We start from the raw sequence: 26,778 nt of genomic DNA, 5'->3' as shown, positions 1-26,778 counted from the left end.
GGAGTACCTCCTTCTACTGTTCTCCAAACAAGATATCAGAACCTACCGCCTGTTCCACAGACTTCTTTACTCCGGCCACGCCTGCTCCCGTATTCCCGGCCACACCGGGGATCTGGATCACCGCCGGAAGTGTCTGCTCCCGATATCTTTCTATGGCATGGGGAATCTCCGCCGCCAGCGCTTCTGTCACATAGATCACCGCGTATTTACCCGATGCCAGCCGATGCAGCGTTTCCTCACCCTTCTGCGGATCGGATACCGGAAATGTATCCAGCCCCAGCGCGGCAAAGCCGTAGATACTGTCATACGCCCCGACGACTGCTATCTTATACATACATCTCCCTTATCCTTTCCCGGATCGCCTCATCCGGCAGGCCGTTCTGCCTGCAGGTCAGGATGATTCTCACCGTTTTAATTTCATTTTCTCTCGCGATCACATACGCTACCAGCGGCCCCGCCGAAAATGAATTGTATTTCTGAGGTCGGATCGCGTGGATTATCCGGTTGTCACACCACCGTTCAAACGCCGATGCGGACTCCCTCAGAGCGTCCGCCGCCTCCCCAAAGCCTTCCGCCTGAAGATATTCTATCACGGATTCTTCTCCGGCAAGCGCCGCATGGGCAAGCCGTTCCACATCCAGTCCCGGACATGGAACCATGGCGCGTCTCATAAATTCCAGTGACTTTCCGGTCCTGGCGCAGCGGACGGCGATCTTGATATTTGTTACCGCCACCGTAGACCTGGCGTAGTCCCGGACCACCTCTTCTTTGGATCTTTCTCCTGCATCCAAGATCGCTTCCATCGTCGCCCGGTCGATGATCACATCGCAGAGCTGCCCGTCACCGGTACACAGCAGAGTATCCACTGCTTCCGCCGCCGCTTCCCGCATAGACTCCGGCAAAGCTCCATAATCTTTTTCACGAATAATCCTGAGCATCTCTTCTTTCGGGATCCTCGTCCTCTCATAGAAGACTGTACCCCCGCTCTTCCCGGTGCATACTTCTTTCACTGCCGCCTTCAGGTTATGGAAATCGCTGGTATAAGACAATACGTCGAATACATCCATGTTCACATGCATTTCACCGATGGTCTCCCAGATCTTTTCCCGCTCCCTTCCAAGAATCGCATCAGCTTCCAGCGGCACGTCCGGTCCGCCCCAGCCTTTATCCGCCAAGAAGCGCAGACATGCCTCTTCCTCTTTACAGGCTATCAGCTGTTCAATGGTCGACGCGGAAAACAGAGAGACTTCCAGGGCACGGATTCGCGCGACTGCATAGGCGTATTGATTTTTTGACATCATAACCCTCCTTCTTACGCGAATCGTCTGTTACATGAACAGAATCTCGTTCACTCTGTCCTGAAGCCTGTCTTTCTTCGCATCCATCAGAGCCTCCCATGTGCAGTTTTCCTCCACACCGCCGTAAACCAGCAGAAAACCGTCTGCAATGTCTTTCGGCTCCTTCTGAAGCACCAGGCTCCCGCCTTTCTCTCTCGCCGCCGCCTGAATCTTCTTCTCAAATCCATCCGGCATTCTCTCGAGATCTTTTGCCGAAAAATAGATTTCCCCATCTTCCGGCAGTACATATTTCTTTAATATTTTTTCCATATTCAGGAAATAACCAGCCGTATCTTCTTTCCTCAGCCGCTCCAAAGCTTCCTCCAGAACTTCCGCGATAATCTCCTGCTTGGCGCGCAGAAGAGCCAGCTTTCTGGATTGTTCTGCCGAAGAAGCTACCCGGCTGTCATAACTCGCCTTCATCGCCGTAATTTTCTCTGTTGTCTCTGCATCCACGGAATCACAGACAGTCCTCGCCTCTGCAAGTATCCGGTCTGCTTCCGCTTTTGCCGCTTCCAGTCTGCCGGCTGCGGCGGCGTCTGCTTCTTCCTGAATCCGGTTGATTATCTTTTCCAGTCCGGTCATTCTTAAGCACTCCTTCTTTTTATCCGTTATACGGGGATACTCGTCACCGCCAGAATTGAGATCAGAAGCGCCAGGATCGCATAGGTCTCAACCATGGCCGGGAACAGCATGGCTTTACCGAACTGATCCGGTTTCTTCGCCACAACCCCGATGGCCGCTACTGCCGTCTTCCCCTGATGGTATGCGGAGATCAGACCGACGATCGCGATAGGCAGACACGCCGCCAGTACCATCAGGCCGGTCTCTACAGAAAGCTCTGTTCCGCCGCCTCCCAGAAGGCCGAAACGGGAAAGCGTGACAAACGCTACCAGAAGGCCGTAAATGCCCTGCGTACCGGGCAGAAGCTGGATAACCAGAACCTTTGCGAATTTGCTCGGATCCTCCGTCACAACGCCGGACGCCGCCTGTCCTGCCAGACCTACGCCCCACGCGGAACCGCATCCCGCCAGAGTAGCCGCAAGAGCAGCTCCCAGAAGTGCCCATCCATTACCAGTAATAGCGCTTAACATAATTCTTTTTCCTCCTTAATATCCACATATTTTGTTTCTCTATGGAACGGATGGAACTCCCGTCCACCGCCCTCGTAAAATTTGCCGAAAAACTCCACATACTGGAGACGGCAGGTGTGCACATACGCTCCCAGCAGATTAATTCCAATATTGAACGTATGTCCTACTATAAATACGACTATAAAAATGATGACCCCTATCACGCTCTTTCCGCCCATAGAACCCATCTGATTGATTACGGAAGCGATGACGCCGGTGGCAAGCCCCAGCGCCAGCAGACGGGAATAGGAAAGCACGTCGCTCAGCCAGCCGGTTACATTATAGAGATCATAAGCTCCCAACGCCAGCCGGACGCCGATATTCTTTGTCCCTCTGCCCGACATGAGCACGATACCCACGGCTCCAGCAACAGCCATCCATTTAGCCGTCGTAACAACCGGGGCGGGAAGCGCGATCTGCTGTCCCGCGATCCCTGCAAACAGCTCTGTGGGAAGCAGTATCCCGATCAGGCCCAACAGGAGCATAAACCACAGCACGCAATCGCAGAAGAAATCCAGGTACCGCCTGTCTCTCAGGCAAATATACCCTTTCAGCGCCAGTCCGGTGAAAAGATGTATGACGCCGAACAGCATGGAGTACATCAGCATCCTCATGGGCTCATTCAAAGGTACAAACCACAGTGCCGGGATCGTGATCTTTCTGCCAAAGAAAGTTTCTGATACAATATCCACCACATCCCCAAAGTATCCTCCGAAAAGAATTCCCCACACAATCGTGGAAAGCCCGCACCAGAAGAAAAGCTGTATGGATTTTTTCATGTTTTCACCCATCCGCGGGAATTTCAGCAGCATGGCGCCGCATGCCGCAGACACGATAAGTCCGTAAGCCGTATCCGAGAGCATAAGTCCAAACAAAATCACATAAAAAATCGATGTAAAAAATGTGGGATCTATATCATCTTTTCCCGGAAGTCCGAAAGATTCGAGCACTCCTTCCACGCACCTGGAAAAACGATTATTTTTCAGTACTACAGGAACCTCTTCTTCTTCTCCGATAGGTTCCGTCTCCACCATGGCTCCATATTTTTCTGTCAGTTCCCGGGTCAGCGCTCCTGCCTTGCAGGCCGGAATATAACCGCTCAGCGCAAAGGTCTTTTCTGTCTGCGGAATTCTTCCCAGGACTTCATATTTATCCGCCCTTATACGATAATAATCCGATACCAGACGAAGTTCCTGCCGGCGGTCCGCATACCCCGCGATTTCTTCCTGCAGCGAGAGAAGCTCTCCTTCTTCTTTTTGGGCTTCCTCTTCCAGGTCCCGGCGGTACTCGGAAGGAATCTTCCGGATCATCTGCGCCGGCCTGGAAAAGCCTCCGGACCGAAGAGCCTCCTCGACTCTCTGAGCTTCTTCTTTCAGGCAGATCACCGCCACATAGGTATAATCTTTATCCACAGAAATGATGTCCGCGTCTGCCGCCTCAATCTCCGGGGCATATTCCGCCAGTATCTGGTAAATATTGTCCAGCTTCAGATTTCCGGCAATAGTTCCGATCAGGCATGAAGTGTACCGTGTGCCGGCAAACCCCATGGGTACCGGAAGCCCCATCCAGGGCGCCAGCGCCTGGATACGATCCTGAATCTTCAGAAGCGAAGCCTTTTTCTCCGCCACCTGTTTTTCCAGTGTATTCAGCCTGTTAGCAATCTCCATGTAATTGTCCTGGCAGACTGCCGCTCTGTTGAACGTCTCCTGGTCAACCAGGGGCTTGCCTTCCAGGGAAGCAAACATGCCGGTTTTTTCCGGCACATACTCCTGCAGAATCTCCAACGCATGATCCGCTGTATGAGCCTGTTTTTCAAATATGGCTTTGGAGCCGGCCACATCCTGCAATTCGTATCCGCTGCTGTCTTCCAGGCGGATATCGATCTCCATGGCTCCGAATTCCTGCAGACGTTCCAGGATCGCCTTCCTGTTCTCTTTCAAGGCACAGATACTGATCCGCTGCATCTGCAATACTGCCATATCCACATCCCTCCTTCCTTATCCGGTGTCGTTAAATCAATGCGGAAATTACGGCTTCCACGGCTTCCTCCCGTTTGGAGGCTGCCAGACTCCGCAGCGCTTCCACTTCTTTCTTCGCTTCTTCCTCCGCCTCTTTCAGACGTCTTGCTCCTTCTTCCTGAGCTTCCTCCTGCTCTTTCTGCTTTCTGGCCTTCGCTCTCAGAGAAGCGTCTTCGCTCATCTGCTGAGCCTTTTCCCTTGCCTCCGCCAGGATCGCCTCCGCCTTGCTTTCCGCTTCCCTGACAGTCTGACCGGCTTTTGCCTCTGCCTCCTTCACCGATCTTAAAGTATCTTCCAGCACATTTTCACCACCTTATACTTAAGCTTTTTGTTTCCATGATACCCACAAAAATCCAAAGTCATGCATTTGCACCTAAGCACGAAAGCATGACTCTCTGTTTTTGATATTTTCACATATTATAGCACAGGATTTTCCGGTCGGCAATAAACGATTGTTAATCAATTAACAATTTTTTGTCACAATTCTAATGTAACCTGCCGTCCCAGATTTTTATACGCAGAAAGCTTCACGCCCGCCGCCTTCAGCATCCTTCTGGAAGCCAGCGTACCGGGCGTACCGTTATATTTGTCGTCTGCATATACGATTTCGGCAATTCCCGCCTGAATGATCGCCTTCGCGCATTCATTGCATGGAAACAGCGTCACATAAAGCTTTGTCCCCTCCAGGCTGCCGCCCCGGTAATTCAGTATCGCATTCAGCTCGCTGTGGGTGACATACGCATATTTACTGTCGTAAAGATCCCCTTCCCGGTTCCAGGGAAATTCATCATCGTCGCATCCTCTGGGAAATCCGTTATAACCCATGGAAAGGATCTTGTTGTCCTGACTTACAATACACGCCCCTACCTGGGTATTGGGATCCTTGGATCTCATGGCTGACAGCTTCGCGATTCCCATAAAATACTGATCCCAGGTAATATAGTCCGTTCTTTTATTTCCCATAGTTCCTCCTATTTCGTTCCAAAAATGCGGTCTCCGGCATCTCCCAGTCCGGGTACGATGTAACCATGCTCATTCAGATGATCATCCAGAGCTCCGATGTACAGATCCACATCCGGATGTTCTTTCTGCATCCTTTTTACGCCTTCCGGCGCCGCGATAATACACATAAACCGAATATGGCGCACTCCTTTTTCTTTCAGCATTGCAATAGCCGCAGAAGAAGAACCGCCTGTAGCCAGCATGGGATCCACCACAAAAACCTCACGTTCCGCGCAGTCCTGGGGCAGCTTGCAGTAATATTCCACCGGCTCCAGCGTCTCTTCATTGCGGTACAGCCCGATATGTCCCACCTTTGCCGCAGGAATCATGGTCAGCATGCCGTCCACCATGCCCAGTCCGGCACGCAGGATCGGCACAACCGCCAGTTTTTTCCCGGCCAGTTCTTTCGCCGTCATGGCGCACATGGGCGTCTCAATCTCCACGTCTGACAGCTTCAGATCCCGTGTCGCCTCATAACACATCAGCATGGCGATCTCCCCGATTAACTGGCGGAAATCTTTGGATCCGGTCTCTTTCCTCCGGATGATCCCGATTTTGTGCTGAATCAGCGGATGATCCATAACAGTAATCTTTGACATTTTCTTATCCTCCTGTATATATGGCTTTTATACTTTCTGCGAGACGTCCACACGCTGGTGTCCCGCCGCTTTTAAAAGTCGGTTCATGATAGCCTGTCCCAGCCCCGGGGACTCGAAAGATTCTGAATAAATGGCGTCTACTTCATCCTCATCAAACTCTCTCAGGATAGCGAACAGGTGGCTGGCGATGGCATTTTCATCAGTCCGGGAACCGATGCATTTCACATCTCCGTACAGATACCGGCTCCTGGTCTCCTCCGTACAGATAATTCCGGGCCGCTTTTTGTCGGAAGCTTTCTCATTAATATAGGCGATCACCTTCTCCATAGGTCCCTCTACAATCTTCAGATCCGCCTTCGGCGCGTAATGACGGTATTTCATACCCGGCGCCTTCGGGCGGACACTGGAATCTGACGAGATCAATCCCTTGTCCATCTGCACTTCTCCCAGGACCTCGCGCACCATCTCCAGGGTGATATAGCCCGGACGCAGGATCGTTGGGATGCGTTCCGTCAGATCCACGATGGTGGACTCCAAACCGATCTCCACCGGTCCGCCATCCAGGATCAGAGGGATCTTCCCTTCCATGTCCTCATATACGTGCCGGGCAGTGGTCGGGCTCGGACGCCCCGAGGTATTGGCGCTGGGGGCCGCCACATAACCGCCTCCCTGTAAGATCAATTCTCTGGCCACCGGATCGGAAGGCATACGCACCGCCACGGTATCCAGACCTCCTGTGGTTCCATAGGGCACGCATTCGCTTTTTTCCATGATCAGTGTCATCGGTCCCGGCCAATAGCGCTGTGCCAGCTTTACCGCCTCTTCCGGCACCTTTTTTACGATCTTTTCCAGATCTTCCATCCTGGCAATGTGCACGATCAGCGGATTGTCAGACGGTCTTCCCTTGGCCTCATAAATCTTGCGGGAAGCTTCCTCGTCAAGAGCATCGGCGCCCAGACCGTAAACAGTCTCTGTAGGAAATGCTACCAGGCCGCCCTCTTTCAGGATCCTCCCTGCCTTCTCAAACGCACTCATATCCGGATGATCTCTGTCTATTTTGATTACTTCTGTCACCATTGTTTTCACCTGATTTCTTCACTGCTGTTTTTCACAGTGTAACATCAGGGAACAGAAAAATCAACGAATCCGTTCAAATACGTCAGAATCCCCATAGAAACGGCCCAGGCGACCCTGCTCTGATATCCGTCATCCTGCAGTTTCGCCGCCTCTTCCCAGTTGCTTAAAAATCCGCATTCCACAATGGCGATGGGCGCTTCTGTCTTTTTCAGCAAATAGTAACTGTCGTTGGCTTTTGCCTGACGATGATTCTCCGGATCCGCATAGGAGATCAATTCGCTCTGCAGTGCTTCCGCCAGAGCTTCCCCTTCGGCAGAACTGCTGTAGTAAAAGACCTGAGCCCCGCTTACGTATTCTTCGTGGTAACTGTTCTGGTGGATGCTGACCACACAGTCCGGCTCGGTCTCATTGATCAGGGCGCAGCGGTTCTTCATGTCCTGTACCTTCTTATTGGAGGTCTGCTCCTCATAAAGTCCTTTGTCCGTATCCCGGATCATGATCACCTTTATATCCTGCTGCTCCAGGATCGCCTGTACTTTTTTCGCGATCTCCAGGTTCAGATCTTTTTCCAGACATCCGTCCACTCCCACCTTGCCGGGGTCCCGTCCTCCATGGCCGGCGTCTACAACCACCACTTTCTGATCTGTCCCCTCCGTTACCCGTTCCCCCAACGCCATCTCCCAGCCTCTTCCGGCCAGAAGGAATGCGCACAGGATCAGCGCCACCGACATAATCAGTTCCAGATGCTCTTTTTTCCACATAGAAAACCGCCGCACATACTCTCTCTAAAAGTATATGCGGCGGCAGTTTTCCTATTCCCGTACCCTTTAATTCACATATCTCAGGATCACATCCCAGATAGTGGAGCGCTCATAACCCAACCGCCAGGATGCCACACCTGCCAGATTATGCTCCCGGATCAGCCCCATCTTTTCTTCGATGGAACGCTCTTCCTCCAGCCAGATCTGATAAGTGCTTCCTTCATATTCAAATTCTGCGTAATACTGCCGGGTTTCTTCATCCCACACAGCCTCTACTCCATTGTTGGCCAGACGTTCATCCGCGGAATCCATGCCGAGCGCTTCGCTGCTCACCGTACCATCCGGATCAGTCTTCCAGAAACGGGTATAGAACGGAACCGCGTTGATGACCTTTTCTGCCGGCACTTCTTCCAGAGTCTTCTGAATACCATTTTCCACAAAGCTATAGGATGCCACTGATCCGGCCTCCTCCGACCCTGCGTAGTGCTCATCATACCCCATAATGATCACATAATCCGCAAAGACTCCCTGTTCCTCCCTGGAATAATGATCGGAAGACGCTGTCGGCACATAATTGTCCACAGAAAGAACGATTCCGTTAATCCGGCACATAATCGACAATTCCCGGATAAACTCAATATATGCTCTCGCGCAGTCCTCTGTGATCATCTCAAAGTCCACATTGATGCCGTCCAGCCCGTACTGGATCGCAGCTGCAATCAGCTGATTCACCAGCCGCTGGCGGCTGGACGTCCTGGAAAGTGTCTCATAGGTGCTCACACCCTCTGTAAAGTTATCTACCAGCGCCCAAACTTCCAACCCTTGCTGATGAGCATAGTTTACATATTCCTGGCTGGCAAGAGAAGAAATATTGCCGTCTGTATCTGCGATGGAAAACCAGGTGGGAGAAATCGTCGTCAGTCCTTTGGTATTGGCAATACGGTTCAGCAGTTGTCCGTTCGCGTCCTGATTGGTCACCTGGTGCCAGGACAGATTGATCTTATAGTCTTTGGAGATGCTGGTATATTCCGGTTCCTCAAACTCCGGCTCTTCAATCGTCGTCTGAGTAACTCCCGATATCTTGCCGTCCCGGATATAGCCGATATATCCGTCCGGTGTCAACACTCTGGTCCATTCATCAATCTCCTCCGGTTCCTCCAGCTTATAGAGCACCGTTCCCTTCTCAACATTTGTCAGAATGGGGCTTTTGATGCCGGCTTTATACCGCACCGGAGCATTGGTCTGGGCCGTCACCACATCGCGCGTTCCAAACTCATTTACAATATAGACACGGTTAGGCTCCTCCCAGAACTCGTATGTGAAATTTGTATAGTTTTTCAAAAAATCAGCCGCCACATAAGCATTGCTTCCATCAACACGCAGGATTACGTAATCGACACTCTGAGTGGATCTGGCTACCGTATACTCGCTGCTGCCCACACCCACGCTGACCAGTTCCGTCGGCAGCGCATAGAGATACAGATTCTCCGCAGCATCCCAGTAGTAACGCTCGTCCAGATACTGGTACACCGTCTCCACATTCAGATATACCCTGCCGTCGATCAGCCGGGCTTTATCCTCCAATATCTCGTCATTCAGTATCACCGCCATATCCTGGTCGTCCGTCAACTGAAAATACTCGTTGAGATCTGCCATCTCTTTCGACGGCGAATATCTCTCGTAGAGCATCCTTCCGCCTATGAACAGGCAGACTGCCAGAACCAGAAGAATCCCTGCCAGAACCAGAACTGCTTTCGGATTCAGCCGCCGTCTTCTTTTCCTGGGTCTTCTTCGCTCACGGATCTCCCTCTCCTGTCTCTCTCTTCTTGCCATCGGTACCCTCCAGATTTTTCTTATGTACACGGGCTTGTCGCCTCATAATCCGTTCCTATAAAGTCGATTTTACCACAAAGCCGCCATTCCTACCACAACAATCTTGGACACAGATAAACTTTTCTTCATAAAAATCTGTCATATACCCCTTTCCCCTGACAGCTCTGTCCCTGTCTCTCTGCCGTCTGCACACATTCCAAAAGGAAGATTCGTGATATATTATGGCATGCAGGCAGCGATTTCCGCATCCCCCCTTATGTACCTTAAACAATGGAAACTTTCACGATCTGTGAAAAGAATTAAGAATAAAGACTTACAGCTTCATTATACATATCGGCTGCTGTTTTTCAAGGCGTTTTCATAAAAATTTCAGATTTTTTCCTTTTTTTCACAAGTACCCAGACTTTACATATTTTCCTTTTTTGTTTATACTATATTAAACTATAAAATCAACAGGTTGTGATCGCATGAGAATTGAAAAAATCAATGAAAACAAAATACGTTGTACACTGACCCGTGATGACCTGGAGGTCCGTCATATGAAACTCAGCGAGATTGCCTACGGTTCGGAGAAAGCCCGTTCCCTTTTCAGGGATATGATGGAACAGGCTTCCCATCAGTTTGGATTCGAGGCTGACAACATTCCGTTAATGATCGAAGCGATACCTATGCCCAATGAGTGCATTATATTAGATATTACCAAAGTATCCGATCCGGAGGAGCTGGACACCCGTTTTTCCAGATTCTCCCAGGGATCTCCGGATCCGCAGGATGATCATGTCAAGGATTTTCTTCCCGACGGCGCGGATGAGGTACTCGATCTGTTCCAGAAACTGATCGAGCACCGTCTGAAGAATACGCCCAAAGATAACCGAGATCAGCAGGCTGCTGAAATCGCCAGCGAATTGAATCTTCAGAAACTTTATCTGTTTCCTCAAATGGGACCGCTGCTGGAGGCTGCCAGGATTCTCCGGGATATCTATCACGGCGATAACCGTCTTTATAAGAACCCTGAAAACGGCCAGTTCCATCTGGTTGTCTCCAAGTCCGGCCACACTCCGGAAGAGTTCAACAAAGTATGCAATATTCTGTCGGAATATGGTTCCAGCGGAAAATACACGCCCGCCAATGAAGCCTATATGTCAGAGCATTATACACTTCTGCTCAGGCAGAACGCTTTGGAATCACTTTCCAGAATCTAACGGGAAACAACGTACCAGAAAACAGAAACCGCAGAGACTGATCCCCATAAGGGAAAAGACTCTGCGGTGTTTTTACTCTTCAGAACCGATTATTCTTCTCCAAGAAAGTTGTTAAGTCTCGCAACCAGCACATCCGGGTTCATGCCATGAACCAGGGCAGCCTCTTCCAGGCTTTCTCCCTGCGCGGACGGACAGCCGATACAGTGCATTCCCTCTCTCATAAGAATCGGTATAATATTCTGATCCATCTTTACCAGATCGGCGATGATCATATCTTTAGAAATCTTAGCCATATTCAATAACCTCCTGCATAAATTGTCGAATAGTTACCTTCCGACATTATAACCCCATTCACTTGCAAAATCAAGGGAGTATGATATAATTTATAAGAATCGTACAATTTCACAGGTGGAGGGATGTGTATGGATACCAGGCGTTACATGATCTCCGACGCTGCAAAAATGGTGGACGTAGAAGCTCACGTTCTCCGCTACTGGGAAGAAGAATTAGAACTCCCGGTAGAACGCAACGAAATGGGTCATCGCTGTTATACAGAAGAGAACATCCGCATATTCCATCAGATCAAGGCGCTGAAAGAACAGGGGCTTCAGTTAAAAGCCATTAAAGCGCTTTTGCCTGAGATGGAACAAGGAAAAGTACCACCCGTCGTTGTCCGTGAACCGGAACCTGTAAACGACAAAATGGAACAGTTTCAGCTGATTCTTGGAAAGGTCGTCTCTCAGGCTATCCGGGAAAACCAGCAGGAGATGGGCAAAGAGCTCAGTCATCAAGTCTCCACACAGGTAGTCAAAGAAATGGACTATTTGTTCCGCCTGCAGGAGGAACGGGAAGAGACGCATTACCGAAAACTGGACGAGCTGATCCGCTCTTCGCAGGAGGAACGAAAAAAACTCGGCAGAAAAGCCCGAAAAAAAGAAAAAGAGCCAAAGATCAAAGCGGCCAAGATTAAGGAACCACGAAAAAAATCCTGGTTCTTCGGCGCGAAAAAAGATACTGTTACAGAATAAATATCAGACAGGTACAGCAATACCCCGCAGAAAACTGCGGGGTATCTCTCTGTCTCATAAAGAATTCTCATTATTCACCTGCAGAAATCGCTCCGGTCGGGCACTCTGCTTCGCAGGTTCCGCAGTCCAGGCATGCATCTGCGTCGATTACATACTTTCCATCTCCTTCAGAGATCGCTTCTGCCGGACAAACATCTGCGCAGGAGCCGCAAGCTACACATTCATCAGAAATAACGTATGCCATGATACTCATCCTCCTTATACAATTTGAACGCTCTAGGCTGGTTCTCCACATATTTTAATATAAATGGACACAATATACAAGTGGAAAATCTTTTTTTACATTTCCAACCGGATCTCTTTCAAACGCATCCGCGCTTCCCGATATCCCGGATACCACCGCTCCACCTCCCGCCAGAATTCTGCCGAATGGTTCATATGTCTGCGGTGCGCCAGCTCATGTACCACCACATAATCCAGCAGTTCCTCCGGCAGATAGTAAAGCTGGTAGTTAAAATTCAGATTCCCTTTGGAGCTGCAGCTTCCCCAACGGGTTTTCTGATTGCGGATTGTAATATTTCCGAACGTCACTCCCATTATTTTCGCATAATGGACGACTCTTCCGGCGATCCTGTTTTTGATCTTTTCCATTTCCTCATTTGTCAGGCAGGATACCGGCGTCGCACCGGTCGTCATCTTTCCTTTTTCCTGCCGTCTCCATGCTGAAAGTTTTTCCAGAATCCATTCTCTGTGCTTTTCGATAAATTTTATCGCTTCTACGTCTGTGACGCAGCGGGGCATGCGAGCAAGCACATCTCCGGACGGCAGGATCTCCAATCCCATGCTCCGCCTTCCGGAATAAATAATGCGGACGAAGATCCCGCGTTCTCCGTCCGTAATCTTATATTCTGTCATCATACATCCATGCTGTTTTCTTTAGGCTGGACTCCGATCCATATCGCTGAACTTGGTCAATTCCGGAATCCACAACAGGTTAACCGTACCAATCGGGCCGTTTCTCTGTTTGGCAACAATTACTTCCGCCACTCTCTGCTCCGCCTCTGACAGATCCCGGTTGTAATATCCTTCCCGATAGAGGAACATGACCACATCCGCATCCTGCTCGATGGCTCCCGACTCTCTCAGATCGGAAAGCATCGGGCGATGATCCGGCCTCTGCTCCACCGCCCGGCTGAGCTGGGACAAGGCCACCACCGGCACATTCAGTTCTCTCGCCAGCGCCTTCAGTCCTCTGGAAATATCAGAGATCTCCTGCTGCCTGGACGCCGCGCTGCTGTTATTCGTACCGCTCATCAGCTGCAGGTAGTCGATGATCACAATCTGAATATCCTGTTCCATCTTCAGTTTTCTGCATTTGGAACGCAGCACCGGCAGTGAAATGCCTGGCGTATCGTCGATTACCAGCCTGGAATTGGCAATATTTGCCGATCCCTCCACCAGATTCATCCATTCCTCGTCCGTCAGCCGGCCGGTCCGGATTTTCTGTGCGTCCACGTGGGATTCCAGAGACAGCAGACGGTTCACCAGCTGTTCCTTGGACATCTCCAGACTGAAGATAGCCACCGGAAGATTCTTCTTGAACGCCATATGCTGGGCAATGTTCAGCACAAACGCCGTTTTGCCCATGGACGGACGGGCTGCCACAAGGATCAGATCCGAGGGCTGCAGGCCTGAAGTCTTATAATCCAGATCCATAAATCCGGTCTCCAGTCCGGTTACGCGGCCTCTGGTCTTGGAAGCCGCGTCGATTTTTTTCATGACGTTGATCACGACCTGACGAATCGGTACAAACTCGCTTCCGTTTCCTCTCTGAGCCAGATCGAAAACTTTTTTTTCCAGATCCGCCAGAGTATCCTCCAGTTTCTCGGAGCCCATGTATAAAGTATTGGCGTTCTCCTCCAACATCCGGATGGAACGCCTTGCCACCGATTTTTCCGCCACGATTTCCGCATAATATTTGATGTTTGCGGAAGTCGTCACCTGATCCATCCATCTCAGAATCTGATCCACCCCGCACATCTCTTCCGGGATTCCCTTCTCACGGAGACTGGTGTGAAGAATGACCGGTTCTACAGGTTTTCCGGCATTATACAGCTCAACCATGGTGTCATAGACCAAGCCCATCTGTTTCTGATAAAAATCCTCACCCGTGATCATCTCCGACGCAACCATGATCGCTTCATTATCCAGAAGCATTGCTCCGATCACAGAACTTTCCGCTTCCTCATCATGAGGCATGACACGCTTGATCAGCGCTTCTTCCATCTTACGTCTCTCCCGTCTTATGCTTCCTGCACGATCACTTTTAATTCACCTGTCACTTGAGGATGCAGCTTCACCGGCACATCCGTCGTTCCGATCGCCTTAATCGGATTAGGCAGCACCAGTTTTTTCTTATCAATCTCCAGGCCAAGCTGTTCTTTGGCTGCTTCCGCAATCTCCTTGGAAGAAATAGAACCGAACAGTTTTCCTCCTTCTCCGGCTTTTATCTTCAGCGTAACCTGAAGACCTTCCAGCTTCGCTGCGAAATCTTTTGCCTCCTGCAGTCTCTGCGCAGCCAGCTTATCCTCATGCGCTTTCTTCAGTTTCAGGTCGTTCAGATTCTTGGATGTAGCCTCCAGACCAAGCTTTTTAGCCAGAATAAAATTTCTGGCATACCCGTCGCTCACATCCACGATCTGTCCCTTTTTCCCCAGAGATTTTACATCTTCCAATAATATCACTTTCATCACAAGTCTCCTTCCGCAAACATGCTGTCCAGCATCTCTCTCACCTGTTTCATGGCCTCATCCAACGAACATTCCAGCTGCACGCCTGCCATATTCAGATGGCCGCCGCCGCCCATCTTCTCCATAATCACCTGTACGTTGACTTCGTCGATAGAACGGGCGCTGACATAAATCTTTCCATTATATTCTGTAAGAACGATGGACGCTCTCACTCCTCTGATATCCAGAAGTTCATTTGCTGCCTGTGCGCCTACGATCGTAGGACTGGTCAGCCCTTTACTCGGGCAGACCGACAGCGCGAATCCCCGGTATACTTCAGCATGACGTACAGTCTCCGCTTTTGCTTTGTATTCCGCCATATCGCTTCGGAATAATTTGCGCACTCTGGTCACATCCGCGCCGCACCTGCGCAGGAACGCCGCCGCTTCAAATGTACGCACTCCGGTTTTCGTCAGGAAATTATCCGTATCGATAATCATGCCCGCATAGATACAATCCGCTTCTCCGCCCTTCAGCCGGATATTATCCGCGAAATATTGAAGGATCTCCGCCACCATCTCACAGGCAGACGAAGCGTTTGGTTCAATATATGAGAGCACCGCGTGACTGATAATCTCACTGCCTCTCCGGTGATGGTCAAAAACCACCACGGTAGGCGTCATCCGCAGAATATCCTCGCACTCTGTATAACTGGGACGGTTCGTATCTACCACAACCACCACTGTATTCCGGTCCACGACTTCTTTTGCCTGGCTGCTGTTTATTACAATCCCCTGTTCTGAATTATTGGCTTCAAGGAACACGTCCAGCATGGGACGTACAGAAGTCGTCACATCGTTGACCACAATATGGGCTCTTTTATTCAGTGTTTTCGCCGCTCGATAGATGCCGACCGCAGCCCCAAAGGAATCCACATCCGTCATCTTGTGCCCCATAACCACGACTTTATCCTTGGTCTCGACGATCTCCCGGAACGCCTGTGCCTTGACTCTGGCCTTGACTCTGGTGCTCTTTTCCACCTGCTGCGTCTTACCGCCATAGTAAGTGATCTGATCCTTGGTCTTCACCACCGCCTGATCGCCGCCTCTGGCCAGAGCCAGATCCATGGCGCTGCGGGCATATTCCATGCAGTCCATATAGGTATTTCCCCCTGAACCGATACTGATACTCAGAGTAATCGCCATCTCATTGCCGATATTTACCGTCTTGATATCCTGCAGCAGATCAAACTTGTTTTCCCGGATCTGTTCCAGCGCCTTTTCCTGCATAACCACAAAAAACCGGTCTTTTTCCAGCTTCCGGACAATGCCGTCGTAGGCATTAAAATATTTGTTGATCTTACGTTCGATCAAAGCCACCAGCAGAGAAGTACGGACGTCTTCCACATTCTCCAGAGCTTCATCGTAATTGTCAATATAGACCAGACCCGCTACCATGCGCTGTTCCCGGTTCTCCCGTATACAACGGTTAATCTCCGTCGTATCGAACAGATAGACTGCGATCATCCGGTCTATAGCCTCTTCAATCAGTTCCTGTCCCTCTAATGCGTAATCCACCGAGATCAGCTTCATCTCTACCCGGTAATCGGCTTCTCCATACTGAAGGTCCACCGACACATCCGGGACCTCGACCGACGGGAACACTCCCCGGTTCAGCTCGGGAAATATTGTGTTGATGCTTCGGTTATACCTGCGATTTTTCCCCGTGACGCTCATAAACTCCTGATTCATCCAGATCAGCTTGCCGTCGGTTCCTATCAGGGCATAAGGAATCGCCAGATCCCTCAACAAAGTCTTCTGAATCTGTCCATACTGTGTGGCAAATGATACCATTTCTTTATAGATGGCTGACCGATTCCGAAGATACAGCGCGCCCGCTATGACCGCATATACCAATACAAAAAGAGCTGCCACAATCCCTGCCGTGGAATTTGCCAGATACACGGCAACGCACATGCCAACCAGCAAAATGGTCAGATAAAACGGCCATCTCATATATAATCGGAGCGGTCCTTTCAAATCTGCTTTTTTATTCATAGCACTTTCCTTATCCGTAATTTACCCTGCAGTGCGCGCTCGACTCCGCTTCGCCCTATGAAATCCGCTAAAATCAGCCGCTTTCATGCAAGCATGACGCGCCTGACTTTACCGTCTTTCGCACTGCTCATTGCTTATTTGTACATTATACCATCTTATATACGGGGGGACAAGTTTAAGATGAAAAACGGGCACCGCCCAGGATAGCAGCGGTGCCCGAAAAGTTGTTCTTATTCTGCAATATACGGCATCAGCGCAATGTGTCTTGCTCTCTTGATAGCTACAGTCAGAGCTCTCTGATGCTTTGCACAGTTTCCGGTGATTCTTCTCGGAAGGATCTTTCCTCTCTCGGAAACGTATCTTTTTAATTTATTTACATCTTTGTAATCAATCTCATTGTTCTCTTTGCCGCAGAATACACATACTTTTTTTCTTCTGCGTCCGCCCCTTCTCATCTTCGGAGCATCGCCTTTTTCATTTTTCGTGTAAGCCATGATGGTTCCTCCTTCTCACAAATCTTTATCATTCCCGATTGTTAATTGAATGGCAATTCCTCATCGATCCCGTCCGGAATATTCATGAAACCGTCTCCCACCGCTGACGCCGGACTCGGCGCCGGTGCGCTCTGGTATCCGCCCGCATTCCGGTTCGCTTCTGAAGCGGCTTTGCTCTCTGCAAACTCCTGCTCCTCCACCACCACATCTGTGGTATATACTTTCTGTCCGTCACGGTTCGTATAACTGCCGGTCTGGATACGGCCGCAGATCGTCACGCGCATCCCCTGGCGGAAATATTTCTCAATGAACTCTGCATTTCTGCCAAATGCCACGCAGCCGATAAAATCAGCTGTCTGGTCACTGTCTCTTCTGGCAAATCTGCGATCCACCGCCAGCGTAAATCTGGCAACCGCCGTCGCTGTCTCTCCGCTGGAATAACGGACTTCCGGATCCCTGGTCAAACGTCCCATCAAGATTACTTTATTCATTAACAATCACCTCTTATATGCTCTTCTTATGCGTCTTTGCGAACACACAAATAGCGGATGACATTATCCAGAATACGTACGCGTCTCTCTACTTCTGCCGGGCAGGTAGACGGAGCGTCGAACTGGATGAAGTAGTAGAATCCCTCTTTCATATGCTGGATCTCATATGCGAGTCTCTTCTTGCCCGCATCTTCCACTTCCGTCACAACGCCGCCGAAACGAGTGATAATCTCTTTCGCTTTCTCTACGGCCGCTGCTCTTTCGTCATCTTCGATTTTTGCATTCACAACAAGTGCAAGTTCGTATTTGTTCATGCTTTTTCCTCCTTCTGGTCTCTGGCGCACCTCTTGTAGCCGATGCGCAAGGAATGTTGCTCCTGTGGAGCCATAATATATCACGAGATCCTACTATAACATAATTTCCCTGGATTTTCAAGCTTTTTTTCGAATTCCGCGGGTATTCTTTTCCACCAATTTTCTCGGTATCATAACCTGGTGTCCGCACCCCAGACACTTCAGACGAAAATCCGCGCCCACGCGCAGAATTTCCCATTCCTGGCTTCCGCAGGGATGCGGTTTTTTCAGTTTTACAATATCCCCTACCTGATATTCCATACGCTCCTCCAATCTATAGCTGACTGAAGATCTCCCCGATACTTCCCTGGATCAATAAATCCGCCCTGGAATCCAAGGGCGTTACAGACCTGTTGATCAGCACCAGCCGGTCTCCGTCATAATAGTCAATCAGTCCTGCCGCCGGATAGACCGTCAGAGACGTGCCTCCTACGATCAGCAAATCCGCATTCCCGATCGCCCTGACAGCGCCGTTCAATGTGGCCTGATCCAGTCCTTCCTCATACAGCACCACATCCGGCTTGATGATTCCTCCGCATTTTTCGCAGCGGGGAATCCCCGTTGTGCGCAGCATGTAATCAAGATCATAAAACGCGCCGCATTTCCTGCAATGATTTCTGCGCACGGAACCATGCAGTTCATAAACCTTCCGGCTGCCCGCCGCCTGATGCAGTCCGTCAATATTCTGCGTTACCACCGCGCTGAGCTTTCCTTCCTGCTCCCACTGGGCCAGCTTCCGGTGGGCAGCGTTGGGTTTCGCATCCGGAGCCAGCATCTTCGCCCGGTAAAACCGGTAAAATTCTTCCGGTTTCCGCATATAAAATGTATGGCTCAGGATCGTTTCCGGCGGATAATCATACTGCTGATGATAAAGGCCGTCTACGCTCCGGAAATCCGGTATCCCGCTCTCGGTGGAAACGCCTGCTCCCCCGAAAAATACCATGCGCGCGCTCTCATTTACCCATTGTTTTAAAATCTCCAGTTTCTCCTCCACCGCAACCCCTCCTTATAAGTATTCTATTTTCGGAGCCGTCTCCATATCCTCCCCACACACAGCCGCCAGATATCCCGGATCTTCAAACGGCAGAAACCGGCAGACGTATTCCGTGTTTCCTTTCAGTTCCCGGACAGATGCCCCATCTCCCCGAAGCCGCACCGCAAAAGAATCCAGCGGAGCATAAAATCCGGTCCCTTTCATCTTCAGGAAACTCTCTTTTGCGGTCCAATAACGGTAAAAAGTTTCCGTCTGTTTCTCCCGGGGTTCCCGCTCCCACTCCTCATATTCCGAAGGACGCAGGATCCTGCGTATCAGCCTTTCACCCGGAGTTTTTGACATCTCCTGAATGTCAATCCCCACCTCCAGATCCGACACAGCGCAGACCGCGTATTCTCCGGAATGTGACCAGTTGACGAAAAATCCGCACTGAGTCTCCAGATACGGCTTGCCGTACGGAGTCCTGACAAAACGTGCCGGCAGTCTCACATCCGCTCCGACGATCTCCAGGGCGCGGTTCACAAGCGCCTCCGCTCCCAGATACTGCTGCCTGGCGTCCGTCTGCCTGCGCCGCGCCGCCGCTCTCTTTCTCTCTTCCGATAAATACGGCGTCCAGTCGCTGTCCAGAAAATCTTTGCCGTTTACACTCATGCTAAATACTCGGATCATCTTTACTTCCGCCGTCCTCACCTGACTGATTTCAGAAATCTGAAAATGCAGAGAGGATTCAGCGCCTTCACCTGCCACATAAATACTTCCCGTCCTTCTTTCTGGAAAAACAGGTTGATAAACATCAGGGACGCCGCCTGCGTAATCACAGTTGCCAGGGCCGCTCCGTACATTCCCCATACCTGAATCATAAAAAAGTTCATTACTACATTGGCTATCACGCTGACGATCTGTGACCAGGTCAGAATGCTGCTCCGGTTAATCACCGTAAAGTGTCCGGCGCGGAGAGCCGCGTTATACATGAAAAAGGTTCCCAGCACATGAAGCCGGTATACCGGAAATGCCTGCGCGTATTCCTCATTCAGGAAGCGGAACGCGTACGGCAGTATTACGAAAGAAAAAGCAACGCCTGCGATGTAGACCCAGGTCAGGATACTGGAGATCTGTATATACCGCTCCGCATACTGCTTCCGGTCAGAGTCATACAGATGCAGCAGCATGGGAAATACCGATTCTCGGATCGGCGCGATGGCGATCTGCACAATATTGATCAGGCTGACAGAAATGGAATAAATCCCCACCTCCGCGGAAGTCATCATGGCTCCCAGCATGATGCTGTCGCACCGGGTATATATCACGCCGCAGGAACCGGCTATCCCCAGGGGGAAGCTCTCTTTCAGCATATGTTTCAGCAGGTCTTTGTCCAGAAGCTCCGGCTTTAAACGGCCGAATTCTGCTTTATACTGTATCCAGATGATGAAAAAGCTGATCAGCGTCGAGGTAAGCGCGATCAGCGCCAGCGCGGTAAGCGGCCAGGAATACTGTACCGCAACCAGCTGAAGCACCGACGCGGTCAATGCCGCCAGATCGGACGCGATCACCACTTTTTTCGACTTCATCAGATACTCGAAACGGTTCGCCATTCCGAACTTGATGCTGCCCAGCGCCATATTGATCAGAAGCAGCATAAAGATCACGGTAAATTCCGGACCGTCCCTGTAGATCAGAATAAAGACGATTCCCATTAAAATAGAAAATACCGAGAGCAGAATCCGGGCCATGGTTCCTGTCAGCACCACGGTCTCCGGGTCATGGTCCAGGTACTTTTTCTTCACCACCCGGCCGTCCACAAATGTGGTCAGGATCTCAAAAACAGCCACAATGCTGACCGCGTACTGATACGAGCCATATCCCAGCGCTCCGTAATGATTGGCGATCTTTACGGAGACAAACAGGCTCAGCACCAGCAGAAATACTTTGTCGAATACCATCCATGCCGTGTTTGATAATATTTTTATAAAATCACTGTCTTTTTTTAAAAGCTTCATCTCTCAGGCAACCTTCAATTCATTACGTTAGAGGCAATTCTTCCCGTGAAGAACTTTATTTATCTTATCATGAGACCATACACAAATCAATATGCCGCCATTTCTTAGAAAGGATTTTTGTAATCCCATACACCTCCCATCCGGCAGTCCCGGACGGTTTTATTGGCCTTGCCAGAAAGAGCGGGAAGCCTTTGCTACAGATGGTGCGGAAGAAGAAATGGAACGAAGAAGGAAATAAAAAAGAGGAAGATATTTTGTTTACTTAGAGCAGACATCTTCCTCTTTTCTAGTCTCTGAAATATTTCAGCATCTGTACCAATAGGTCATTGCAAGCCGCTGTCGGGCAAAGCCAATAGCCTTTGACTGTATAAAATTTTCCACATCTATATTTTGGGGACATATGAAACGGGAGAGGATAGACTGCAGCTTATCCTCTCCGTATATGTCGAGCATTTCTAAAAGATTCAGCTCTATATAATCCATTATAGTTTATCTCCGAAAAAAGCTTTAATATTTTCAGTTCCTTTTAATTCCTTTACGCTATAGTTACGGGAAACAGGTTTCGTCGCAATGGCTGCGGCCTTTTCCAGTGCCTCCACAAAAGCGGTAGCGGAGTCTTTGTCATGGATTACAATGTTCTTTTTAATACTCTGTGTTGCCATGTGCATCTACTCCTTTCATCTTTTCTCATCAATAGTATAATCAATTTTTCGATAAATAACAACGAATTATTTTTAAAATATGCTGATATGGATGATGAAAATACGCATTTAATCCTCAAAAAACGCTTATTAACGGTCCCTATTTTATCAATGTTATGTATCAGTAACTTCAGCATTGTCGCATCAGCTTTCGTGGATTGGCGATTGGAGACCATCGCCGTCTTACTCTCCTCATCCAGCGTCATACTACTCCCCGCGCCGCCGCTTTATAACCAGGTACACCAATATCCAGATAAAAACAAAATCCAGTCCCAGACATGGAAAATAAATGGTCTGCGGCAGATACGCCACCGACGGATGGCTCAGGATACAGAGACCGGTACACACTGCGAAAAGCAGGACACTGATCAGGATATACGCGGACGTATGGTCTTTTCTCATTTCCAGCGCCGGCTGCCAGGATTTTCTCCGTTCCAGTTCCCACAAAAGTCCACGCTCATCTTCATAACCTTTTGCCAGGAGATAAGTACGCCTTCCCGTACCCCCGTGACCGTATTTTACCCGGCAGACCAGCGAGTAATTCCGGCTTCGTTCCCGCATACTGTCTACTTTCACGATCTCCACTGCCCCGGCAGGCATCAGATGTTCTTTTCTCATCTGCTGCAGGATTGCTTCTTTTTCCTTCCGCATATCCCGATCCATCCGCGCGAAACCCGGAAAGCCCCGCCTGTACTGTATGAACAGACGCGCGTCCAGAACATACAGGCGCCCGTCGTCATCGGTGAAAAAGATCTGCGCGTCCCGCAGGACCCGGTTCCCCAGCCGGACGGACAGCCAGACCCCGAAAAGGACCGTCAGGATGCATCCTGTCATAAGAATCTGTTCTCTGGAAATTCCGAAAGAAGCGGACAGGAAAAAAGACAGCGCGACAGTAATCACTGTCAGCGCCATCATCACAACCGCAATGCCTGCTGCTTTCAGAGCGGCACCGCCCCTGTATCTGTTTTTTTCTTTGTCCGGAGACACCCAGATCTTCATGCCTTAAGATTCTTCCCTTTCTGCAAAGCTGATCACTCAATATGTATGTCCAGCGGTTTATCCAGTTCTTCCGAGACATACTTCCCGTTCTTTTTCCTCTGCCGCACACACTCTGTCAGCAGGTATTCGATCTGCCCGTTGACCGAACGGAAATCATCCTCCGCCCAGGCGGCAATGTCACGGTACAATTTTTCGGAAAGGCGAAGCGGAATCTGTTTCTTCGGGGAATCTGCCATCTTAGTACAGGCTTCCCGAGTTGACGACCGGCTGAGCATCGTGATTGCCGCACAATACTACCAGGAGATTGGAGACCATCGCCGCCTTTCTCTCCTCATCCAGCGTCACCACATTTTTTTCATTCAGGCGCTCCAGCGCAAGCTCTACCATACCTACCGCTCCGTCCACGATCATTTTCCTTGCATCTATGATAGCAGATGCCTGCTGTCTCTGCAACATCACCGCGGCAATTTCCGGCGCGTATGCCAGATAAGTAATCCTCGCCTCCAGGATCTCCAGTCCGGCGCCTGCCACCTTCTGCTGGATCTCATCCCGGATTCTGGCCGCCACCACCTCGCTGGAGCCTCTTAAGCTGCCCTCGTCGGCAATCCCGTCTCCTGTGGTATCCACATCGGGCGCCGTATCGTAGGGATAGATGCGGACAATATTTCTGAGCGCGCTGTCGCACTGCAAAGATAAATATTCTTTATAATTGTCTACGCTGAAGACCGCCTTCGCCGTATCCACCACACGCCACATCACCGCGATCCCGATCTCCACCGGATTGCCCAGACAGTCGTTGATCTTCTGCCGGTTATTATTCAGGGTCATGATCTTCAGAGAGATCTTCTTTCCGGATGTCTCCGCAGCGGCCGCGTGTCCTGCCTGAAGCACTGCGGTTCCCGGATTCACATCGCCGCTCTGGTTCAGTCTGGTCTTTGCCGCCGGGTTGACTGCCGAACAGAACGGATTCACATAGTAAAATCCTTCCTCTTTCAGTGTCCCTACGTATTTACCGAAAAGAGTCAGTACCAGAGCTTCCTGCGGTTTCAGAATCTTCAGGCCCAGAAACGGCAGCCAGCCCACTGCCAGCCAGATGATACAGATCACCATCAACGCGATAAATCCGGCTCCTCCTTCATTGTCCACCATGATCGCGCTGAAAATGGTCCCCGCCAAAGCCGCCGCGTACACCAGCACCCACAAAATCAGCATCGCCATTCCGTTTTTCTTATTTTTCAAAATCTTTTCCTGCATATTTACGCCTCCTGATATGATATTAAAATGATATCATATCAATATCTTTGCGTCAATATATCTCAGGAAAGTTTTTCTACTCTTTTATCGGACAGTCCATATTCGTTCAGAGGCGTTTTCTCCAGCAGAAGCACCAGCGCGGCGTTTCCGGCGAGCACCGCCCCGGAAACAGATGCCGCTCCTTCCGACAATGACTCCTCCGCTCAGAATATCCTGATCGCATATTTTTCCAACACGGGAAATACCGAAGAAGCGGCACGGCAGATCGCTGATCTGACCGGCGGAACCGTGCTGGACAACGGGCTTTCCGTCTCCCGCAATCATGCAGCCGACGCGCAAAGTGATCTTGCCGACTGGATCTCCAGTCTTAATATCTTATAACCCACTACTCTGGCTTCGACAGTTCCTCCGTCAGCTTCAGGATCTGCGGAGCCAGTTTTTTGCGTTCCCTTCGCGTAATAGAACGGTATAACGGATAAGAGGCAGCGATTCCGGCAATCCCTGTAAAACCTATGATGATCCCCGGAACAAACCAGTTTTCCGACCAGACCATGGTACAGCACATCCCCACTCCCAGAATCAGGGTGCTCACAGTTCCCAGAATAATCGACACCATAGTTCCCTTTTTCGTGGCGCTCCGGTCCAGTCTCCGCAGCTGCTCCATCTTGTCTTCTTCCTTCGGCAGATATTTCTTCCGGATATTCTCTATTTCCTGCTGTTGTTTTGCCGAATAGGTATATTCAAAAGTTTCTTTTTTATTTTCCATCATGATTTTCCTTTCTTTCGCAGCTTTAGCGTAAATGTGCTGCCTTTCCCTACCTGGCTGCTGACCGAGATATCGCCGCCGATAATGTCTACAACCCGCTTCACCAGCGCCAGGCCCAGCCCGTTTCCCTGTGAAGCGTGCGACGTATCACCCTGGTAGAATTTTTCAAAGATATGCGCCCCTACTTCCGGCTGAATCCCGCAGCCGGTGTCCGTCACCTGTACAACCGCATCTTCTCCTTCCGATTTCAGAGAGAGTGTTACCATACCCCCTGCCTCGGTAAATTTGATGGCATTGGAGAACAGATTATTCCAGACCAGACTGAGAAGTTCCGCATCCATATCCACCATAACGCCCTCTTCTATGTCTGTGTTGATCTCCAGATTTTTTTCTCCCATGCATTTTCAAAGGACAACAGACATTCGCAGAGCTGTTCTCCCAGATCATAGGTCTCCGCCACCGGATAGATCTGCTGATTTTCCAGTTTATTTAATTTCAATATATTGGTGATCAGACTCGCAAGTCTGCGCGCCGCGTCAGCCACAGCGCCGGCGTATTCTATCCGTTTTTCTTCTGAAAGTCCCGGCCGCTGAAGCATGGTGCCGTAATTCTGGATCACAGCCAGCGGTGTCTTTAATTCATGGGATACATTGGCAATAAAATCCATCCGCAGCGTCTCCGTTCCGGACAGTTCCTGTGCCATTTTATTGAAATAATCAACGATCACATCAAATTCATTGACACTGTCCGGCCCGTAAAACGGCTGAATCCGCACGGAAAAGTCTCCCTCCATAATCTGCTCGGCAGCCTTCAGGATTCTTCGTACAGGACGCTCCACAGTAAGCCTGCGCCTCACCCCGTCGGCGATCGTACACAGCAGGCTCAGAAACAGGATATTGACAAATGTGATCTGCGCCGCATACGATATCTTCTCCTCTGTAAGCTCTATGCCCGTTACTCTCATCAAGGTATTTAAAAAAAGCAGCATACAGCATGTAATAATGAAAGCCATCAAAATAAAAAATATAAAATACCGCCGCAGCGCAAACAACCAGCCTTTTTTCATTTCAATACCGCCTTATACCCCAGCCCATGCACTGTGACGATCTCAAAATCGTCACAGTCTGAAAACTTATCCCGCAGTTTTGTCATATATACATCCACCGTTCGCGGACCGGAAGAAGAAGCGCTGTCCCAGAATTCATCCATAAGCTGAGATCTGGTGAATGTTTTTTTCGGATAAGACAGAAGCTTATAGATCAGATTGAACTCCCGGACTGTCAGCGGGATCTCTTCGCCCTTCAGATATGCCGTATGTTCTTCCGCATCCAGAAACACATCTCCTACCGTCAGTTTTTTACTGACCGCGATCTTTGCCCTGCGAAGCAATGCCTCGATCCGGAGCAGCATTTCCTCCAGATCCACCGGCTTTACCATATAGTCGTCAATCCCCGAACGGAAACCTCTCTGTTTAGACGTGAAATCATCCCGCGCCGTCATAAACAGAATCGGAATCTCCTGGTTCTGTTCCAGATAAGCGCATACCGTTTTATTCAGCTCCCGATCGTCTTCTACCAGCAGTATTTTAAACATATTACATGCCTCCTGACTCTTTTATCAAATCATATCACCCAAATGTTAAAGATTTGTTTGCGTTTCCTGTTTTATATAAAAAATACCGGAAACAAAACAGGTTCTTTCGTTTCCGGCAAATATTTTCAGGTAACATAAAACCCGAAAGATCACTTTCGGGTTTCAAAGAGGCGACAACCAGATTCGAACTGGTGATATAGGTGTTGCAGACCTTTGCCTTACCACTTGGCCATGTCGCCGTATTTAATTAGAAACTCCCCGAGTAGGGCTCGAACCTACAACAACTCGGTTAACAGCCGAGTGCTCTACCATTGAGCTATCGAGGATTATCCTCTCAGGATCTTTTCTTATTATACCCTG

35 protein-coding genes and 2 tRNA genes are annotated in these 26,778 nt (G+C 49.9%); 3 read left to right on the top strand and 34 right to left on the bottom strand.

Annotation, left to right across the window (positions count from 1 at the left end):
* Positions 1 to 13: 13 nt before the first annotated feature.
* From B5F29_RS15635 to B5F29_RS15585, 11 genes are all read right to left on the bottom strand, one after another.
* Positions 14 to 334, bottom strand: coding sequence for a V-type ATP synthase subunit F (locus B5F29_RS15635; protein ID WP_087155531.1), 321 nt, complete (start codon positions 332 to 334; stop codon positions 14 to 16).
* Positions 327 to 1,298, bottom strand: coding sequence for a V0D/AC39 family V-type ATPase subunit (locus B5F29_RS15630; RefSeq protein WP_087155530.1), 972 nt, complete (start codon positions 1,296 to 1,298; stop codon positions 327 to 329). Before B5F29_RS15630 ends, B5F29_RS15635 begins: the two co-directional genes overlap by 8 nt.
* A gap of 30 nt (positions 1,299 to 1,328) precedes the next feature.
* Complete coding sequence (locus B5F29_RS15625; protein WP_087155529.1) at positions 1,329 to 1,922, bottom strand: V-type ATP synthase subunit E; 594 nt, start codon at positions 1,920 to 1,922, stop codon at positions 1,329 to 1,331.
* 26 nt (positions 1,923 to 1,948) lie between these two features.
* Entirely contained in the window at positions 1,949 to 2,431 is a 483-nt protein-coding gene (locus tag B5F29_RS15620; RefSeq protein WP_087155528.1) for a V-type ATP synthase subunit K, read from the bottom strand.
* On the bottom strand, positions 2,425 to 4,449 hold the full coding sequence (locus tag B5F29_RS15615) for a V-type ATP synthase subunit I (protein WP_087155527.1): 2,025 nt from the start codon (positions 4,447 to 4,449) through the stop codon (positions 2,425 to 2,427). Before B5F29_RS15615 ends, B5F29_RS15620 begins: the two co-directional genes overlap by 7 nt.
* Positions 4,450 to 4,480: 31 nt before the next feature.
* Entirely contained in the window at positions 4,481 to 4,789 is a 309-nt protein-coding gene (locus B5F29_RS15610; RefSeq protein ID WP_087155526.1) for a hypothetical protein, read from the bottom strand.
* A 176-nt stretch (positions 4,790 to 4,965) separates the two neighbouring features.
* Entirely contained in the window at positions 4,966 to 5,451 is a 486-nt protein-coding gene (locus B5F29_RS15605) for a deoxycytidylate deaminase (RefSeq protein WP_087155525.1), read from the bottom strand.
* An 8-nt stretch (positions 5,452 to 5,459) separates the two neighbouring features.
* Positions 5,460 to 6,089: a uracil phosphoribosyltransferase gene (gene upp, locus B5F29_RS15600; protein WP_087155524.1), complete on the bottom strand. Its 630-nt coding sequence runs from the start codon at positions 6,087 to 6,089 to the stop codon at positions 5,460 to 5,462.
* 27 nt (positions 6,090 to 6,116) lie between these two features.
* Positions 6,117 to 7,166, bottom strand: coding sequence for an L-threonylcarbamoyladenylate synthase (locus B5F29_RS15595; RefSeq protein WP_087155523.1), 1,050 nt, complete (start codon positions 7,164 to 7,166; stop codon positions 6,117 to 6,119).
* Positions 7,167 to 7,210: 44 nt separating this feature from the next.
* The gene (locus B5F29_RS15590; RefSeq protein WP_242955699.1) at positions 7,211 to 7,927 is read right to left on the bottom strand and encodes an N-acetylmuramoyl-L-alanine amidase; all 717 of its coding nucleotides are present in this window, start codon (positions 7,925 to 7,927) and stop codon (positions 7,211 to 7,213) included.
* A gap of 66 nt (positions 7,928 to 7,993) precedes the next feature.
* Positions 7,994 to 9,760 carry a glycosyl hydrolase family 18 protein gene (locus tag B5F29_RS15585; protein WP_087155522.1) on the bottom strand — a complete coding sequence of 589 codons (1,767 nt, stop codon included), beginning with the start codon at positions 9,758 to 9,760 and terminating at the stop codon, positions 7,994 to 7,996.
* Positions 9,761 to 10,227: 467 nt separating this feature from the next.
* Here B5F29_RS15585 and B5F29_RS15580 point away from each other — a divergent pair, with 467 nt between their 5' ends.
* Positions 10,228 to 10,962, top strand: a complete 735-nt coding sequence (locus B5F29_RS15580; RefSeq protein WP_087155521.1) for an adaptor protein MecA — start codon at positions 10,228 to 10,230, stop codon at positions 10,960 to 10,962.
* Between the two features lie 89 nt (positions 10,963 to 11,051).
* On the opposite strand, the gene B5F29_RS15575 is transcribed toward B5F29_RS15580, so the two are convergent.
* Positions 11,052 to 11,255 carry a DUF1858 domain-containing protein gene (locus tag B5F29_RS15575; RefSeq protein ID WP_087155520.1) on the bottom strand — a complete coding sequence of 68 codons (204 nt, stop codon included), beginning with the start codon at positions 11,253 to 11,255 and terminating at the stop codon, positions 11,052 to 11,054.
* A 129-nt stretch (positions 11,256 to 11,384) separates the two neighbouring features.
* On the opposite strand from B5F29_RS15575, the gene B5F29_RS15570 reads away from it, so the two are divergent.
* Positions 11,385 to 11,990 carry a MerR family transcriptional regulator gene (locus B5F29_RS15570; protein ID WP_087155519.1) on the top strand — a complete coding sequence of 202 codons (606 nt, stop codon included), beginning with the start codon at positions 11,385 to 11,387 and terminating at the stop codon, positions 11,988 to 11,990.
* Between the two features lie 70 nt (positions 11,991 to 12,060).
* Here B5F29_RS15570 and B5F29_RS15565 read toward each other — a convergent pair whose 3' ends face one another.
* From B5F29_RS15565 to B5F29_RS15485, 16 genes are all read right to left on the bottom strand, one after another.
* A complete protein-coding gene (locus B5F29_RS15565) occupies positions 12,061 to 12,234 on the bottom strand; it encodes a DUF362 domain-containing protein (protein ID WP_087155518.1) in 174 nt (57 codons plus the stop codon).
* A 95-nt stretch (positions 12,235 to 12,329) separates the two neighbouring features.
* Positions 12,330 to 12,908, bottom strand: coding sequence for a M48 family metallopeptidase (locus B5F29_RS15560; RefSeq protein WP_087155517.1), 579 nt, complete (start codon positions 12,906 to 12,908; stop codon positions 12,330 to 12,332).
* Between the two features lie 18 nt (positions 12,909 to 12,926).
* Entirely contained in the window at positions 12,927 to 14,276 is a 1,350-nt protein-coding gene (gene dnaB, locus B5F29_RS15555; RefSeq protein WP_087155516.1) for a replicative DNA helicase, read from the bottom strand.
* Positions 14,277 to 14,293: 17 nt separating this feature from the next.
* Positions 14,294 to 14,740, bottom strand: coding sequence for a 50S ribosomal protein L9 (gene rplI, locus B5F29_RS15550; protein ID WP_087155515.1), 447 nt, complete (start codon positions 14,738 to 14,740; stop codon positions 14,294 to 14,296).
* The gene (locus tag B5F29_RS15545) at positions 14,740 to 16,776 is read right to left on the bottom strand and encodes a DHH family phosphoesterase (protein WP_087155514.1); all 2,037 of its coding nucleotides are present in this window, start codon (positions 16,774 to 16,776) and stop codon (positions 14,740 to 14,742) included. Before B5F29_RS15545 ends, rplI begins: the two co-directional genes overlap by 1 nt.
* A gap of 230 nt (positions 16,777 to 17,006) precedes the next feature.
* Positions 17,007 to 17,270, bottom strand: coding sequence for a 30S ribosomal protein S18 (rpsR, locus tag B5F29_RS15540; protein WP_087155513.1), 264 nt, complete (start codon positions 17,268 to 17,270; stop codon positions 17,007 to 17,009).
* Positions 17,271 to 17,311: 41 nt separating this feature from the next.
* On the bottom strand, positions 17,312 to 17,761 hold the full coding sequence (locus B5F29_RS15535) for a single-stranded DNA-binding protein (RefSeq protein WP_087155512.1): 450 nt from the start codon (positions 17,759 to 17,761) through the stop codon (positions 17,312 to 17,314).
* A gap of 26 nt (positions 17,762 to 17,787) precedes the next feature.
* Positions 17,788 to 18,075: a 30S ribosomal protein S6 gene (gene rpsF, locus B5F29_RS15530; protein ID WP_087155511.1), complete on the bottom strand. Its 288-nt coding sequence runs from the start codon at positions 18,073 to 18,075 to the stop codon at positions 17,788 to 17,790.
* Positions 18,076 to 18,192: 117 nt separating this feature from the next.
* Positions 18,193 to 18,375 (bottom strand): DUF951 domain-containing protein, encoded by a 183-nt coding sequence (locus tag B5F29_RS15525; protein WP_191394519.1) that lies wholly within the window; start codon positions 18,373 to 18,375, stop codon positions 18,193 to 18,195.
* Between the two features lie 13 nt (positions 18,376 to 18,388).
* Positions 18,389 to 19,108, bottom strand: coding sequence for an NAD-dependent protein deacylase (locus B5F29_RS15520; RefSeq protein ID WP_087155509.1), 720 nt, complete (start codon positions 19,106 to 19,108; stop codon positions 18,389 to 18,391).
* 12 nt (positions 19,109 to 19,120) lie between these two features.
* The gene (locus B5F29_RS15515) at positions 19,121 to 19,777 is read right to left on the bottom strand and encodes a 4'-phosphopantetheinyl transferase family protein (protein WP_162608457.1); all 657 of its coding nucleotides are present in this window, start codon (positions 19,775 to 19,777) and stop codon (positions 19,121 to 19,123) included.
* A gap of 17 nt (positions 19,778 to 19,794) precedes the next feature.
* On the bottom strand, positions 19,795 to 21,105 hold the full coding sequence (locus tag B5F29_RS15510) for a flippase (protein ID WP_087155507.1): 1,311 nt from the start codon (positions 21,103 to 21,105) through the stop codon (positions 19,795 to 19,797).
* Between the two features lie 482 nt (positions 21,106 to 21,587).
* Positions 21,588 to 21,767: a hypothetical protein gene (locus B5F29_RS15500; protein WP_087155505.1), complete on the bottom strand. Its 180-nt coding sequence runs from the start codon at positions 21,765 to 21,767 to the stop codon at positions 21,588 to 21,590.
* A gap of 246 nt (positions 21,768 to 22,013) precedes the next feature.
* On the bottom strand, positions 22,014 to 22,805 hold the full coding sequence (locus tag B5F29_RS15495; RefSeq protein WP_087155504.1) for a hypothetical protein: 792 nt from the start codon (positions 22,803 to 22,805) through the stop codon (positions 22,014 to 22,016).
* 32 nt (positions 22,806 to 22,837) lie between these two features.
* The gene (locus B5F29_RS15490) at positions 22,838 to 23,041 is read right to left on the bottom strand and encodes a PTS ascorbate transporter subunit IIC (RefSeq protein ID WP_087155503.1); all 204 of its coding nucleotides are present in this window, start codon (positions 23,039 to 23,041) and stop codon (positions 22,838 to 22,840) included.
* A gap of 1 nt (position 23,042) precedes the next feature.
* Positions 23,043 to 24,059, bottom strand: coding sequence for an SPFH domain-containing protein (locus B5F29_RS15485; RefSeq protein WP_087155502.1), 1,017 nt, complete (start codon positions 24,057 to 24,059; stop codon positions 23,043 to 23,045).
* A gap of 27 nt (positions 24,060 to 24,086) precedes the next feature.
* On the opposite strand from B5F29_RS15485, the gene B5F29_RS15480 reads away from it, so the two are divergent.
* Positions 24,087 to 24,440 carry a flavodoxin family protein gene (locus tag B5F29_RS15480; protein WP_087155501.1) on the top strand — a complete coding sequence of 118 codons (354 nt, stop codon included), beginning with the start codon at positions 24,087 to 24,089 and terminating at the stop codon, positions 24,438 to 24,440.
* A gap of 4 nt (positions 24,441 to 24,444) precedes the next feature.
* On the opposite strand, the gene B5F29_RS15475 is transcribed toward B5F29_RS15480, so the two are convergent.
* From B5F29_RS15475 to B5F29_RS15455, 6 genes are all read right to left on the bottom strand, one after another.
* Entirely contained in the window at positions 24,445 to 24,828 is a 384-nt protein-coding gene (locus B5F29_RS15475) for a hypothetical protein (RefSeq protein ID WP_242955698.1), read from the bottom strand.
* The gene (locus B5F29_RS17100; protein ID WP_330397641.1) at positions 24,825 to 25,223 is read right to left on the bottom strand and encodes a sensor histidine kinase; all 399 of its coding nucleotides are present in this window, start codon (positions 25,221 to 25,223) and stop codon (positions 24,825 to 24,827) included. Before B5F29_RS17100 ends, B5F29_RS15475 begins: the two co-directional genes overlap by 4 nt.
* Positions 25,187 to 25,891: a sensor histidine kinase gene (locus B5F29_RS15470; RefSeq protein ID WP_330397640.1), complete on the bottom strand. Its 705-nt coding sequence runs from the start codon at positions 25,889 to 25,891 to the stop codon at positions 25,187 to 25,189. The genes B5F29_RS17100 and B5F29_RS15470 overlap by 37 nt, the downstream gene beginning before the upstream one ends.
* Positions 25,888 to 26,418, bottom strand: a complete 531-nt coding sequence (locus tag B5F29_RS15465) for a response regulator transcription factor (protein ID WP_087155499.1) — start codon at positions 26,416 to 26,418, stop codon at positions 25,888 to 25,890. Before B5F29_RS15465 ends, B5F29_RS15470 begins: the two co-directional genes overlap by 4 nt.
* 168 nt (positions 26,419 to 26,586) lie before the next feature.
* A tRNA-Cys gene (locus tag B5F29_RS15460) sits at positions 26,587 to 26,657 on the bottom strand.
* Positions 26,658 to 26,672: 15 nt separating this feature from the next.
* A tRNA-Asn gene (locus B5F29_RS15455) sits at positions 26,673 to 26,744 on the bottom strand.
* Positions 26,745 to 26,778 lie beyond the last annotated feature (34 nt).

The sequence above is a fragment of the Lachnoclostridium sp. An196 genome (assembly GCF_002160135.1).
Lineage (GTDB): Bacteria > Bacillota > Clostridia > Lachnospirales > Lachnospiraceae > Hominiventricola > Hominiventricola avistercoris.
Note: the sequence above shows the minus strand (reverse complement) of the source record. Positions and strands in the feature narration are given on the sequence as shown.

Bases quoted from the DNA above. Each gene is read 5' to 3' on its own strand.
- B5F29_RS15635 (WP_087155531.1), bottom strand. From the start codon at position 334: ATGTATAAGATAGCAGTCGTCGGGGCGTATGACAGTATCTACGGCTTT.
- B5F29_RS15630 (WP_087155530.1), bottom strand. From the start codon at position 1,298: ATGTCAAAAAATCAATACGCCTATGCAGTCGCGCGAATCCGTGCCCTG.
- B5F29_RS15625 (WP_087155529.1), bottom strand. From the start codon at position 1,922: ATGACCGGACTGGAAAAGATAATCAACCGGATTCAGGAAGAAGCAGAC.
- B5F29_RS15620 (WP_087155528.1), bottom strand. From the start codon at position 2,431: ATGTTAAGCGCTATTACTGGTAATGGATGGGCACTTCTGGGAGCTGCT.
- B5F29_RS15615 (WP_087155527.1), bottom strand. From the start codon at position 4,449: ATGGCAGTATTGCAGATGCAGCGGATCAGTATCTGTGCCTTGAAAGAG.
- B5F29_RS15605 (WP_087155525.1), bottom strand. From the start codon at position 5,451: ATGGGAAATAAAAGAACGGACTATATTACCTGGGATCAGTATTTTATG.
- upp (WP_087155524.1), bottom strand. From the start codon at position 6,089: ATGTCAAAGATTACTGTTATGGATCATCCGCTGATTCAGCACAAAATC.
- B5F29_RS15595 (WP_087155523.1), bottom strand. From the start codon at position 7,166: ATGGTGACAGAAGTAATCAAAATAGACAGAGATCATCCGGATATGAGT.
- B5F29_RS15590 (WP_242955699.1), bottom strand. From the start codon at position 7,927: ATGTGGAAAAAAGAGCATCTGGAACTGATTATGTCGGTGGCGCTGATC.
- B5F29_RS15585 (WP_087155522.1), bottom strand. From the start codon at position 9,760: ATGGCAAGAAGAGAGAGACAGGAGAGGGAGATCCGTGAGCGAAGAAGA.
- B5F29_RS15580 (WP_087155521.1), top strand. From the start codon at position 10,228: ATGAGAATTGAAAAAATCAATGAAAACAAAATACGTTGTACACTGACC.
- B5F29_RS15575 (WP_087155520.1), bottom strand. From the start codon at position 11,255: ATGGCTAAGATTTCTAAAGATATGATCATCGCCGATCTGGTAAAGATG.
- B5F29_RS15570 (WP_087155519.1), top strand. From the start codon at position 11,385: ATGGATACCAGGCGTTACATGATCTCCGACGCTGCAAAAATGGTGGAC.
- B5F29_RS15565 (WP_087155518.1), bottom strand. From the start codon at position 12,234: ATGGCATACGTTATTTCTGATGAATGTGTAGCTTGCGGCTCCTGCGCA.
- B5F29_RS15560 (WP_087155517.1), bottom strand. From the start codon at position 12,908: ATGATGACAGAATATAAGATTACGGACGGAGAACGCGGGATCTTCGTC.
- dnaB (WP_087155516.1), bottom strand. From the start codon at position 14,276: ATGGAAGAAGCGCTGATCAAGCGTGTCATGCCTCATGATGAGGAAGCG.
- rplI (WP_087155515.1), bottom strand. From the start codon at position 14,740: ATGAAAGTGATATTATTGGAAGATGTAAAATCTCTGGGGAAAAAGGGA.
- B5F29_RS15545 (WP_087155514.1), bottom strand. From the start codon at position 16,776: ATGAATAAAAAAGCAGATTTGAAAGGACCGCTCCGATTATATATGAGA.
- rpsR (WP_087155513.1), bottom strand. From the start codon at position 17,270: ATGGCTTACACGAAAAATGAAAAAGGCGATGCTCCGAAGATGAGAAGG.
- B5F29_RS15535 (WP_087155512.1), bottom strand. From the start codon at position 17,761: ATGAATAAAGTAATCTTGATGGGACGTTTGACCAGGGATCCGGAAGTC.
- rpsF (WP_087155511.1), bottom strand. From the start codon at position 18,075: ATGAACAAATACGAACTTGCACTTGTTGTGAATGCAAAAATCGAAGAT.
- B5F29_RS15525 (WP_191394519.1), bottom strand. From the start codon at position 18,375: ATGGAATATCAGGTAGGGGATATTGTAAAACTGAAAAAACCGCATCCC.
- B5F29_RS15515 (WP_162608457.1), bottom strand. From the start codon at position 19,777: ATGATCCGAGTATTTAGCATGAGTGTAAACGGCAAAGATTTTCTGGAC.
- B5F29_RS15510 (WP_087155507.1), bottom strand. From the start codon at position 21,105: ATGAAGCTTTTAAAAAAAGACAGTGATTTTATAAAAATATTATCAAAC.
- B5F29_RS15500 (WP_087155505.1), bottom strand. From the start codon at position 21,767: ATGGCAACACAGAGTATTAAAAAGAACATTGTAATCCATGACAAAGAC.
- B5F29_RS15495 (WP_087155504.1), bottom strand. From the start codon at position 22,805: ATGAAGATCTGGGTGTCTCCGGACAAAGAAAAAAACAGATACAGGGGC.
- B5F29_RS15490 (WP_087155503.1), bottom strand. From the start codon at position 23,041: ATGGCAGATTCCCCGAAGAAACAGATTCCGCTTCGCCTTTCCGAAAAA.
- B5F29_RS15485 (WP_087155502.1), bottom strand. From the start codon at position 24,059: ATGCAGGAAAAGATTTTGAAAAATAAGAAAAACGGAATGGCGATGCTG.
- B5F29_RS15480 (WP_087155501.1), top strand. From the start codon at position 24,087: ATGATATCATATCAATATCTTTGCGTCAATATATCTCAGGAAAGTTTT.
- B5F29_RS15475 (WP_242955698.1), bottom strand. From the start codon at position 24,828: ATGATGGAAAATAAAAAAGAAACTTTTGAATATACCTATTCGGCAAAA.
- B5F29_RS17100 (WP_330397641.1), bottom strand. From the start codon at position 25,223: ATGGGAGAAAAAAATCTGGAGATCAACACAGACATAGAAGAGGGCGTT.
- B5F29_RS15470 (WP_330397640.1), bottom strand. From the start codon at position 25,891: ATGAAAAAAGGCTGGTTGTTTGCGCTGCGGCGGTATTTTATATTTTTT.
- B5F29_RS15465 (WP_087155499.1), bottom strand. From the start codon at position 26,418: ATGTTTAAAATACTGCTGGTAGAAGACGATCGGGAGCTGAATAAAACG.